Raw genomic sequence first — 11,883 nt, 5'->3', positions numbered from 1 at the left:
TTTTAGCTAGGCAGCGGCCAAATTAACAAACGCACACGGTGCGCAAATACACCTGCACTGCATATAAAGAGGGATTTTTAGTATTGAAAACAACCATTAACCATTACAGTGCGAATGCAGAACACTACTACTCGCTTTATCAATCGATAAGTGCAGACAGTGTGCATGGCTACCTCGAACAAGCACTTGCTAACACACAGCCCACTACTGCATTAGACGTTGGCGCAGGCAGTGGGCGCGATGCTAATTGGCTGGCCGCAAAAGGTTGGCAGGTAACGGCAACAGAGCCTGCCGAAGCATTACTGAAATTAGCCAAGCAACACTCCAAAGAAAAAGTGATTTGGTGTAACGCCGCCCTACCCGTGCTGGCAAACTTACCTACCCCACACCAACACTTCGACCTTATTTTGCTTTCCGCCGTGTGGATGCACCTGCCAATAGATGACAGGCCAACGGCTATAAAGCGCCTTGCCGAATTACTTTCTACAAATGGGCGAATTTACATAAGCCTGCGCTTTGGCCCAAGCGACCCAGAGCGGCCTATGTACCCTGTTAACTATGAAGAGCTGCAAGCATTGGCAGCAGAAAATGGTTTAACAGCGCGTAATTTGAACCCTGTTCCTAGTAAGGATGGGTTAAAGCGTAATGATGTTGAGTGGGTGACAGTTGAGTTGGTTCGCGAATGAAAATAAATTTTAGTGCCAAATACAGGATAGGAAAACATTGATGTGAGTAAGTTTTATGAACTCAATCCTAGCAACGAAAATTATTGGCGAGCTATCATATTGTTTGGTAGGAACGTGGCCTCTTATAAATTTGCTTTAGCAAAAGCACTCTACGACCTTCGCGAAACAAAAAGCGAATTGATTACGCTTGAAGAGCTAGCTCCCTATTTTGCGAAACATATCTGCGAGCATTTGAAAAGTAACGATAAGCAAGCAACGTCTAAAACCAGCAAATATCTAGATTATTGTCGTCAGTACAACTTAGGCGAAATTTCAAAAAGTGATTTAACGGAGGCTACAAGAAGGTTCGGCTTCAACAACGTTATTGATGCCTTCCATAATGTTCATAACAAAAATATCGATAATCGTTTTTTCTATGATGAACGAAAGACGAATGATGGAATTCGATTATCTGATAATTTCTTTCACGTAGCAGAATCAGACAGTTTTTACGACCTTAATCAAGAAACCGAGGCAAGATGGCGACTAGTTGAAACCGCATGGGAACTTGGTGTTTCTAAAAATGTTGTGCAGATAGAGTATGATCAACAAGCCGAAACCTTGATTACCAAAAGTGAAAAAATGAGGCGTATCGAAATAACTTCTAGCCGCAATGCACTAAATGGGTACCAGAAAGGTAAATGTTTCTACTGTTTCCGCGAAATCTCACTTGAAAAGCTTTCTGAAAATTTGGCAGATGTTGATCACTTTTTTCCTCATCGATTAAAAGAATGCTCTGACGGTAAACCTGTAGATGGCATCTCAAACTTAGTTTTAGCATGCAAAGAATGTAACCGCGGAGCTAATGGCAAGTTTGATCGCATACCGACATTAAAACTGCTGGAAAGATTACATAAACGAAATGAATATTTAATTAGTAGCCATCACCCTCTTCGAGAGACTTTGATGTTACAAACAGGGTTAAACGAGAAGAGTAGAATTAGGTTTCTTCAGGATGCCTATGATTGCTCTAATCTTACTATTGTACATAAGTGGGAGCCTCAACAAGTTAACCATATAGGTTTTTAATCAAGCATATAGAGGCGCGAATTCAAGTCCGAAGTGCACCACTCGCTAAATTATGCCGCTCCGTGTAATTTATTAAAGACAACTTCAGTTTGTTTGTAACCAAGGCATTTCCTTGGTCTTAAGTTCAGAGCACGTTGCGCTTGCGCAATCTGCTCGTCTGTTATTGTGCTCAGGTCTGTGCCTTTGCTGATGTACTGCCGCAGTAACCCGTTAAAGTTCTCATTTAAACCTCGCTCCCAAGACGAATAGGGATTGGCGAAGTAGACGTCTGTTTTCAGCTTTTCAGCGACCAGCTCATGACCACAAAATTCCGTGCCGTTGTCTGCGGTAATCGTGTGCACATGCCTGCGATAGCGCCATAACATACCAACCATTGCACGACTGACTTCCGCTGCGCTCTTCGCAGGCACCTTACGAATTAGATAAAACTTACTTTTGCGCTCAACCAAACTCACAATCGCACCCGTTCCATTTTTCCCTAATACGGTATCGGCTTCCCAATCGCCAAATCGTTTCTTTTGATCAACGATAGCAGGCCTATGCTCAATACCAATGCGGTTCGGGATAATCACGCGTGTCGCGCGACTGCCTTTTCGGTACTTACGTCGACCATGACGCAGCTGTTTACAGAGCTTGCCTCCCGCTAATTTATCACGTTGCACATAGCCGTAAATCCACTCGTGGCTTACTGAGTGACCGATAAGTTTACCCACACCTGATATTTGCCCGGGACTCCACTTTTCATTCAGCCCAAACTCGACAAAGACAATAGTGGGTGCTGATACACGATATTTTGCTGCACTTCGTCGTCGCTTTACCGTTTTTGATTGCGCTACCTCAGGAAGATAATGCGTACCGCGAATTCTATTACGCCGAACCTCTCGACTTATCGTGCTGTGGCTCACTTTCAAACGATTTCCGATTTCTCGGTAACTGAAACCCTCGCGTAAGTAGGCCTCTATCTGGTATCGTTGTCCCTCGATCAACTGCTTGTAACTCATGGTAACTACTCTTGTTTTTTGGCGATTACAGAGTACCACCAACAGGCAGTTGATCTCTTCTCACCATTTAACCAAGAGTGGTGCACTTATTATCTGAATTCGGGGGTTTGTATTTACAACTAATAATAGCTTTTGATTCATCGTAACAAACAGTACTGAAGAACAGCGGTTTAGTTTGAAAAAGAGTGCTACCTTAATATAAAAAGGAGGTAGCTAAAAATGATTGAAATACACAAAAATATGCATCCAACAGAAATAGAAAAGCTAATATATAAAGAAAATCTGAATTTAGAAAACGCAGAAGTTATCCTGATGAATCTTCTAGAACTCAAGAACCAGAGTAATACAGGGTTTGAAATACCATTCGAGGACGTATTGGTAACGATAAGGGCTGCACTCTCAATGATAAGAGGCTAAATCAAACAGATAAAAATGCCCTTGATATTAGTAATAATAACGTATAGCTGAAAACCTGAATAAAATTGCTAAACTTATACTCGAGTTTTTTGGCTGAATTGGCCGTCGTGATTGGATACGTAAACCATAGAGAGTGTAAAAATATCTGTGTAAATGGCATTCTTATCAACTCCTTAGAAGGATATCAGAATGCCAATATCAGACAAACTTATCGACCAACTGCTTGAGGGTTGTGATTCACCAGAAGACATTTTAGGCGAAGCTGGCCTGCTTAAGCAGCTCACTAAGAAGGTTGCTGAACGAGCGTTAGAGGCCGAAATGGAAGCCCATCTAGGCTATGCCCCTAACGATGCGGATGGTAACAACAGCGGCAACTCCCGCAACGGCAAAACGAAGAAGAATGTTCGCAGCACTAACGGTGATGTTGAACTCAATATTCCCCGCGATCGCAACGGCAGTTTCGACCCCAAACTAGTACGCAAAGGCGAACGTCAATTAAACGGATTTGATGAGCGCATTGTCGCACTCTATGCGCGCGGCATGACCACTCGCGACATTCAGGCTTATCTTGAGGAAGCGTACGGTGTTGAGGTCTCTCCCACCTTCATATCACAGGTAACGAACGCGGTGATGGACGAGGTTAAGGCCTGGCAGCATCGGCCGCTGGAAAAACTTTACCCGGTCGTTTATCTCGACTGCTTAGTGGTTCGTAGCCGTGATTCTGGCGCGGTGCAGAATAAGTCTGTGTATCTGGCGCTTGGCATTAACACCGACGGTGAAAAAGAGCTGTTAGGCCTGTGGATGGCCCAAACTGAGGGGGCGAAGTTCTGGCTGTCGGTGATGAACGAGCTTAAAAACCGTGGTGTTGAGGATATCTTCATCGCCTGCTGTGATGGCCTTAAAGGCTTCCCAGAAGCGATTGAAGCGGTTTACCCGAAAACTCAGGTGCAACTGTGTATTGTTCATCAAATTCGGCATTCGCTGCGCTACGTGAACTGGAAGCAGCGCAAGACCATCGCGGCAGACTTAAAACTGATTTATGGCGCGTCCACTCGCGTTGAAGCTGAGCACGCGCTGGAAGACTTCGCAATAAAATGGGATGCAGAGCACCCGACCATCAGCCGCTCTTGGTGAGCGAACTGGGAACGTTTATGCGTGTTCTTCGATTATCCGGTCGAGATACGCAAGGCCATCTACACCACCAATGCGATTGAGTCTCTGAACGCGTCACTGCGTAAAATCACCAAGACCCGCCGGTCGTTCCCGAACGACGAAGCCGTCATGAAGGTGTTGTACTTAGCCTTGCATCAGGCTTCGAAAAAGTGGACGATGCCCATACGCAACTGGAAACCGGCCATGGCGCAGTTCGAGATTATGTACCAAGATCGGATTTAACAGTGCAATCAGCCATTTACACAAAATTTTTTACAGTCTCAAACCATATTTTTTGTACCTCAGTATAGCCCACACATTTATTTCGTTGTGCTAAAACTTTAAATAAAGTGAATTTCTAAAAAAACCTTTCGAACATAGAAGAAAATAATAGCACCTAAGAATCTACTGTAAAAATATATAGGTTTAATCTTAATTTTTGCAAGGGCAGCATGGTCACGCAACTCTAAAGTCTGATTGGCTTTGTCCATTCGTCAACATAGTACTAACAATACTTTTGGCTATTTCATTTATAACGTTGACGCAAACAGAATTACCAAACTGCTTGTAGATTTGACCTTGAGATACTGCGTCAACGATAAACTCCTCAGGAAAACCTTGAAGCCTCGCACATTCTCTCGGAGTTAATTTTCGAGGGCGTTTATTCAAATCTGCTTGATCAATTAATATTTCAGACCCGTCTTTGTAGTATCTTGCACTAAGGGTGCTGGTGTACTCGCTTTCGGCATTGAAAAGGGAATAACCAAAACCATTACCTTTATTCTTATGCTCTAATTTGCGTCTCTGATGCCCAGCCCAGAGTTTTTCTGAAATAGTATATTTGTCATCAGAGTCTTTGAGATCACTGAGATTTTCCAATATATCGCCTAGTCTTGTCTTTGTCTTTGGCGGTACGGGCCAGTTGAACGCGGTATCAAAGTTTATGTTTTTAAAATAATCCTTATCAAAGCCGACAATATAAACTCTCTCCCTGTTTTGTGGTGCGCCAAAATCAGCAGCTCTCAATACTCTATAATCAACCCAGTAGTTAAGCTTCTCACTTAGTGCATGCCTAGCCTCTTCACTGATCGGAATATCATCAGTTACGTCAAACTCATGCTCTCCACGTAGTATCCCTAGAATCGTCTTCAGGGTGTTACCTTTATCATGACCTTTGAGTTGTTTAACGTTTTCCAATAGAAATGCTTTTGGTCTTTTTTCCACAAGGATTCGTTGAATCTCAAAAAACATTGTTCCTCGTGTATCGCTAAATCCTTGTTTTAAGCCAGCTTGACTGAAAGCTTGACAAGGAAAGCCACCTAGAAGCACATCATGACTTGGAATATCTGAAGCGGCGATCTTGGTAATGTCACCACTAGGCACTTCACCAAAATTAGCTAAGTAAGTCTTCTGAGCAAATTTATCCCATTCAGAAGAGAAGACACACTTACCATTTTGTCTTTGAAAAGGAAGCCTGATACCTCCAATACCAGCAAACAAATCTATGAATTTAAATGTTGGACTCGATAATTTTAAGTTATTAAACGGCGCTTTTTGATGATATTTATGCAACTCAGATTCTAAATTTTTAATAAGTTCCAGCTTAGCTTTAGAAGGCGAATGCTCTCCAGTCTCCCATCCTCGGACTGTTCTTTCTCCAGTAGTGGACATGCCTAGAAGATTTGCAAACTCAGTTCTCCCTAGGCCTAAGCTTTCTCTTGTACATTTAACATATTGAGCGATATCATTATTCTGCATTAGTTCTGCCAACTTATCCGGTTTTTCACCAGGAAAGGTAGCACTGAACATTTATACAGTCAATAATATTTTTAAGGAAGATAGCAGGTGACAGGCATACGAATTGACGAGTTCGCTCGACGCTGTAATGAATTAGATGGTGAAATGGATTTTCAATACTTGTCGGTTTCGCCCTCAATCGAATTTTCAAATACAGGCCGTAGGGGAGGGCAAAAAAAGTACTTCTCCATTTCACTCATAGAACTGATTAAGACGTTACGCGATATACATCAAAATATCTCGAGTTTTGCTGGGGCTTCACCCTATAACGAAGCGTTAATGCGACGCCTTTTCGCGGAGCATATAACATCTGTAACTACTAATGCATTGAGCACGGTACAGACGCTTCCACTGTATGGCGTCATCGCAAAAGTTATTCATTTGACCAATAATTTACCTAATCAGTTTGAAGAAAAAGAAATACCTTTTGATTCAGATAAGTTTGAAATTGCAATTGAATATTTAGAATCGCAACTACCTGATGAAGAAAAATATCTAGATACGTTAGCACTGCATTTTGCTGCTGCGGAAGATGAGAGCGAAATTAAAGGATCAAATACGATTTATTACGGTGCTCCGGGTGTCGGTAAAAGTTTTAAAATTGATCAAATCTGTAATGACAATAATTCTATAAGAACTATCTTCCATCCTGACACCCAATATAGTGACTTTGTGGGATGCTTAAAACCCAAAATGGACGGCGCTGACGTAGTTTATGAGTTTAGAGCAGGCCCATTTACAAAGGCTATAGAAAAGGCGTACACGAACGAAAATGAACATATTTATCTTGTTATCGAAGAGATAAATCGTGCAGCTTCGGCGGCAGTCTTCGGTGAGGTATTTCAGCTACTAGATCGAGATTCTGAAGGTAGAAGCGTATACCCAATTGATTTAACAGACCCAGATATGCTGGAATACTTACTTACCAACGCGCCTGAAGCTATCGAAAATGGGCAACTGAGAATCCCTGTGAACCTTTCACTGTTTGCCACAATGAATAGCAGTGACCAAGCAGTTATGCCAATGGACACTGCCTTCAAGCGACGATGGATGTTTGAATACATCCGCATCGACTTTTCAGATTGTCCAAACGGCATGCTATCGATTCCAATTAGAGATAATGGTGAAGTAAAAGTCTCTTGGGCGGATTTTGCACAGACTATTAATAATGCGCTTGTCGATAATTCGATACCAGAAGACCGCCTGTTAGGACCTTGGTTTTTGAGTAACGCAGAGTTACAAACTATTGAGAGCACACAAAAAGCATTGACAGGCAAATTATGTCTTTACCTATGGGATGATGTTTTGAGGCACGGCCAAAGCTCAATCGTATTTGATCTCGGAATAAAAAACTATGGACAATTAAATACGTCGTTTGAACCAAATAATGCTATTTTCAATGAGAGAATCGAACAAGCATTGCTTGATGCTTCCGTTGTGCAAGACAATAAGTCAGTAGAAGAGTAATTACTGTGGATTGGGAGATATCACTATACCGAGACAGAGACCATATCGGCTCGCTACCATCCGCTACTCAAAATTTAATTAGAAAACAAAAGCTCCTTACTAATGGCGGCCAAAATGTATCGTTTGTAGGCCTTCTGTTCCATGAAAAATTTGTAAGCGTATTTTTGCCGAGAAACAGCAAAAAAGCAGAAACTGATGAAGACAAAAATAATCTTGCGTCACTAATTTTGAGAACAATTCAGCTATATAGCAAAAGCTTTAATAGTCCGCTTTCCATCGAAGATGGGGAGCTTCAAAACGAAGTTGGTGGAACTTCACTAAGTCTTATTTCCGATCTACTAAATGACTATAAAAAAAACGGTATTTATTCAAAACGAAGCTCTGTAAACACGTTAAACACCGGCAAACCAAATTGGAGTAAAACTATATCGCGCAGTGTCGCTTATCCTAATAATTCCAACTACATTTATCTAGATTTACATTCGAATAAGAAGATAACGCAATCAATTTGTGAAGTGGCTAAAATTCATTTTTCAATCATTTCGGAAATAAGTGATAGATTTTCGGTGTTATTATTTGGTAGCGTTTTGAGGGTGACAGAGAATGGAATTACAAAGCCTTCAACCGATTCAATTGAAGGCCAAATACATATCTTAAACAGCGAACTGCGAACGACGTATTCTGAAAGAGACATTCAGCTAATAAAGTCACTGATATTCTACCTTAAGAAAATTAAAGGCAGCAGCGGCCGAAGCATGGTTATTGGGATAAAGCACTTCCATACAGTCTGGGAGTTTATGTTATTAAAAACACTAGCCAACACTGTGAACGTGAATCAATTGCTACCTTTACCTTCTTATAGGCTTAGGGATGATACTATAAAAAGCGCTCCATTAAAGGGCCAAAGACTAGACGTTGTACTCAAACGCCCGAATGAGGACCTCTATGCTGTCGTTGACGCAAAGTACTATTCAGCAGGAAGTGTTTCAACTGCACCCGGTTGGCCAGATTTAGTGAAGCAATTTTTCTATGCAAAGTCCCTTAAGGAAATATTGCCAAGCGCCATAATTACAAACGCTTTTGTTTTTCCGAGGAAAGAGGGGAACCTCAAGTCCGCTCACATGATTGATCGTGTTACGGGTACTGTTTTATCAGAGGAATATGTGGATATTAACTGCTTTTATGCAGACCCATTAGAAGTCATGCGCCACTTTGTCACCAATATGTTCCTACATAATTTAAGTCAACAGCTTTTAGTAATTGAAACTGAGCAAAGCTAACAGGGCCTGTTAGCTTTGGGTAAATGATGCTCTGTTTTTAGAAGATAATTTTGTGTATCACAAAATTATAGAGCAATTAAGTGGCTAGAGAAGACTGGTCGATTCAAACAGGTAAACTTAAACAAAGTTACTTTGACGGGGTGGTTTCTATCTCGCTGCGACAAATAAAGCTAGGTGACAAAAAGTTATTACTAGAATTCACGAGTGGCGCTCAGAAAATCGTGGAACTAGAGCCGCATAGCGGCTTAGACGCTTTTACTTGGAGTTCTGTAAATAAGTGTACTAAGAGTTTTTTCTAGCAACAGATATTAGTAAGGCGAAGCATGTTGAAAGAATCCCTGTGAGTAATAAGATAGAATCAAGAGGTACATCGTAGGGCCAAAATGTCTTAGTAGCACCGTAAAACATTAAGATTAAGAAGAGCCATGCAGACAACCTCACAGCAATTAGGCGTAGTGATATCGTGCGCAATCTAGCTTTCAGTTCATGATCATTGAGTGTAATAAACCTGTCGATACTGCCACCTCCGCTCTGTATCAAATCAGGGTTTTCGTAGGCCTTTCTCTTCAACAATTGAAATCTTTCGTCGACAACCGCTTTCAACTTCGAAATCATATAGTGTTGATTATCTAAGACCAAAATAACAATAGCTAATGCGAAAGTGGCAATTACTACTAGTCCCAAGTTTAAGATTATGTCTGGCTTTTCTTCTTTAATTGCTAAAAGCCACACGCCGAATAAGGAAGGGACGATTGCGATTTTATTAGCAATACTACCTAGAAGCTCATTTGCTTTGTTTGCGCTATCAACGAAAAATTCATGAACTTCGTTTTGGAATTTAGTAAATGAAAACCCTCTAATATAAAGTTCATAGGTTGCAAAGTACTTGTTTAATAATTCATTCCAGTTTTCAACGAGAAAAAACAAATCTGAACTCGATTCTTTTCTAAAGGCGAGAATCTCCCAAACTGAAACTCTAAAAGTACTAAGTTTTTCTGCTTTGTGGGCCTTTCCTTCTTCTAGATTAATAATTTCTCTAAGAGTATCTAATTCTACTTGGTCTAAGCTAAGCAATTTATTAGTAATGGATAACTCAATATATACAGGTTCCATTGACTTACTTTCTTCGTTAGAAACAACAAAAACAGCTTTAGAAGTCATAGAATCAGATCTTTGGTCTACGAAATGGCATGTTTTTTTTATTAGAAGAATTAACTCGCAGAAGTGCTCAATTTTTAAAACTTCTTCCGGAATACACGCAGCTTCACCTCTAAGGTAATCTAAATTAGCAATGTAAAACTGTTCTGGCAGAATTCCTTGATTTAACGACTTGCAACGCCTTATGAAATCAAAAAGATCTGAGTACCCGCATGGGCGATAAAAGCTTATTTCGATTGAGTCGATAACTTCAGAAACAAGGCCATTTAGTTCCGCTTCTTTTGATTGGTCTTCAAGTGTCAGCCCTCCCTTTACAATTTGAAGATTGTATTTGCTATAATCAGCCGCTCGCCATAGAGAGACTATCGCTCGGGCCATGTCGAGCGATAGAGTTATATTTGAGACGTACACAGTGCCAGATTCATCAAATTCGGCATTGTCGAGCATTCGAAATAAAGCAACAGCATGAGTCAGGGCTGACATATCACTTACTCATCAGCTAATGCAGCATTTAACTTCTGGATGATGTTTTCTGATAGATTTCTGATGGTTAGATAGCTATTTTCACCCTGTTCAACGAATTGGACATCATGATTGACAGTCGTTCCAAGTATTCTTTTTTCGACATTCAGAGACCACATCCCTTTCATTCCTCTTACGTTTACTTTTTTTGCTCTTCTAACTACCAACGCATTGGTAATAAATCTTTCGGGAAGACAATATGGTTCTTCATTCGCGAATGGAACAAAAGTATCTCGGTATTTCTCTGCGTGTTCTACAGGTAACATGGAATTGACCAAATGATTTAAATCATCAAGGGCACATGTCTTGTTCTTTGCTTTATCTTTTATTGTCGCATCAAGATAATCAACAACTTCATCTTTAGCATCCACAGCTAAAAAGTTTAAATCATCGGACCGTTCAAAAAAATTCCTTACCGCTAGTATCGCGTTTTCAGTGAGAGTTCTCGCAGGTATAGCATCAGAACAACCAAAAGCGGAGATAAAATAACCTGAAGCATCTTGATTTGCCTTAGGACTAATGAATGACAAATAGGCACTATGTGCGCCTTCCTCTTGAGCTTCTTCAGCTTCTAGGACGTGCAGGTATCGCGATAAGTTAACTTTTATAGCTTGATGTAGCTTTGATAAATCGACTTCTTGCACTGTCTCTGGCACGAGATTTTTTAGTCTGATTCCATCACGCTTTTTGACCATTGCGCCTAAAAGGAATTCTTCGGCATTTTGAGTATAAAAAGCAAATACTATGTAACCTCCAGTTGCGAAGTTTTCGTCTTTAGCTTCCTTCACAAGACTTTTCATTGCATCCAGAGTCAAATTGAAAAAATCATCATCTTCGCCAGCTGAGTCTATAAAATCATTAAATCGCTCTGGAAATACATAAGCGCCACTTCTATCAAAAGTCCCCTGTGCAGATGCATTTCCTTTAGTGCCATAAAGAGACTGAATACTTTCGATAAGCTTAATAGTCAATTCATTGGTTGAATCTAACAGCCCCTCTGCCTCCACATAGTGTGCTTTTACTTCCGGATTACCATCTTTTGCTGGCTGCTTAACGAGCTCATGGATAATTGCTCTATGTAATTCCATATCTAGTCCTTTAGTTTTTTGATAAGACTATCATAACCGTTATAGAAGTCTATTTCACTGCTACACATTTGCTACATATTTCAAAAAGAGGATCTTTTGAGGAAGAGAGTTAGGCTGCAGCCCTTTAAAAATGGCGCACCCGATAGGATTCGAACCTATGACCTTTGCCTCCGGAGGACTAAGGTCTATTACATGGAGCTATTGACTAAACTTTCACTTTGTTCCGAGAAAGCACACAAGAACTTTT

General features: G+C 40.7%; 9 protein-coding genes and 1 pseudogene. 6 read left to right on the top strand and 4 right to left on the bottom strand.

What is annotated here, in order from left to right; genetic code table 11:
- Window positions 1–83 precede the first annotated feature (83 nt).
- Window positions 84–686 (top strand): class I SAM-dependent methyltransferase, encoded by a 603-nt coding sequence (locus tag V7R39_RS09725; protein ID WP_334030373.1) that lies wholly within the window; start codon window positions 84–86, stop codon window positions 684–686.
- 42 nt (window positions 687–728) lie between these two features.
- Entirely contained in the window at window positions 729–1,754 is a 1,026-nt protein-coding gene (locus V7R39_RS09720; RefSeq protein WP_334030371.1) for an HNH endonuclease domain-containing protein, read from the top strand.
- A gap of 50 nt (window positions 1,755–1,804) precedes the next feature.
- Here the strand turns inward: V7R39_RS09720 and V7R39_RS09715 are convergent, their stop codons facing one another.
- The gene (locus tag V7R39_RS09715; protein WP_334030369.1) at window positions 1,805–2,755 is read right to left on the bottom strand and encodes an IS30 family transposase; all 951 of its coding nucleotides are present in this window, start codon (window positions 2,753–2,755) and stop codon (window positions 1,805–1,807) included.
- Window positions 2,756–2,974: 219 nt separating this feature from the next.
- Here V7R39_RS09715 and V7R39_RS09710 point away from each other — a divergent pair, with 219 nt between their 5' ends.
- On the top strand, window positions 2,975–3,172 hold the full coding sequence (locus V7R39_RS09710; protein ID WP_334030367.1) for a hypothetical protein: 198 nt from the start codon (window positions 2,975–2,977) through the stop codon (window positions 3,170–3,172).
- Window positions 3,173–3,361: 189 nt separating this feature from the next.
- Window positions 3,362–4,567 (top strand): annotated as a pseudogene (locus V7R39_RS09705) (IS256 family transposase).
- A gap of 213 nt (window positions 4,568–4,780) precedes the next feature.
- Here V7R39_RS09705 and dcm read toward each other — a convergent pair.
- The gene (dcm, locus tag V7R39_RS09700) at window positions 4,781–6,082 is read right to left on the bottom strand and encodes a DNA (cytosine-5-)-methyltransferase (RefSeq protein ID WP_334030365.1); all 1,302 of its coding nucleotides are present in this window, start codon (window positions 6,080–6,082) and stop codon (window positions 4,781–4,783) included.
- An 87-nt stretch (window positions 6,083–6,169) separates the two neighbouring features.
- Between dcm and V7R39_RS09695 the strand changes: the two genes are divergently transcribed.
- Window positions 6,170–7,588, top strand: coding sequence for an AAA family ATPase (locus V7R39_RS09695; RefSeq protein WP_334030363.1), 1,419 nt, complete (start codon window positions 6,170–6,172; stop codon window positions 7,586–7,588).
- 5 nt (window positions 7,589–7,593) lie between these two features.
- On the top strand, window positions 7,594–8,868 hold the full coding sequence (locus V7R39_RS09690) for an LlaJI family restriction endonuclease (RefSeq protein ID WP_334030361.1): 1,275 nt from the start codon (window positions 7,594–7,596) through the stop codon (window positions 8,866–8,868).
- A gap of 282 nt (window positions 8,869–9,150) precedes the next feature.
- Here the strand turns inward: V7R39_RS09690 and V7R39_RS09685 are convergent, their stop codons facing one another.
- Window positions 9,151–10,509: a hypothetical protein gene (locus V7R39_RS09685; RefSeq protein ID WP_334030360.1), complete on the bottom strand. Its 1,359-nt coding sequence runs from the start codon at window positions 10,507–10,509 to the stop codon at window positions 9,151–9,153.
- Window positions 10,510–10,514: 5 nt separating this feature from the next.
- Complete coding sequence (locus tag V7R39_RS09680; protein ID WP_334030359.1) at window positions 10,515–11,636, bottom strand: nucleoid-associated protein; 1,122 nt, start codon at window positions 11,634–11,636, stop codon at window positions 10,515–10,517.
- Window positions 11,637–11,883 lie beyond the last annotated feature (247 nt).

It is taken from the genome of Alteromonas sp. P256, from assembly GCF_036864455.1.
GTDB lineage: Bacteria > Pseudomonadota > Gammaproteobacteria > Enterobacterales > Alteromonadaceae > Alteromonas.
Note: the sequence above shows the minus strand (reverse complement) of the source record. Positions and strands in the feature narration are given on the sequence as shown.

Bases quoted from the DNA above. Each gene is read 5' to 3' on its own strand.
- V7R39_RS09680 (WP_334030359.1), bottom strand. From the start codon at position 11,636: ATGGAATTACATAGAGCAATTATCCATGAGCTCGTTAAGCAGCCAGCA.
- V7R39_RS09685 (WP_334030360.1), bottom strand. From the start codon at position 10,509: ATGTCAGCCCTGACTCATGCTGTTGCTTTATTTCGAATGCTCGACAAT.
- V7R39_RS09715 (WP_334030369.1), bottom strand. From the start codon at position 2,755: ATGAGTTACAAGCAGTTGATCGAGGGACAACGATACCAGATAGAGGCC.
- V7R39_RS09710 (WP_334030367.1), top strand. From the start codon at position 2,975: ATGATTGAAATACACAAAAATATGCATCCAACAGAAATAGAAAAGCTA.
- dcm (WP_334030365.1), bottom strand. From the start codon at position 6,082: ATGCAGAATAATGATATCGCTCAATATGTTAAATGTACAAGAGAAAGC.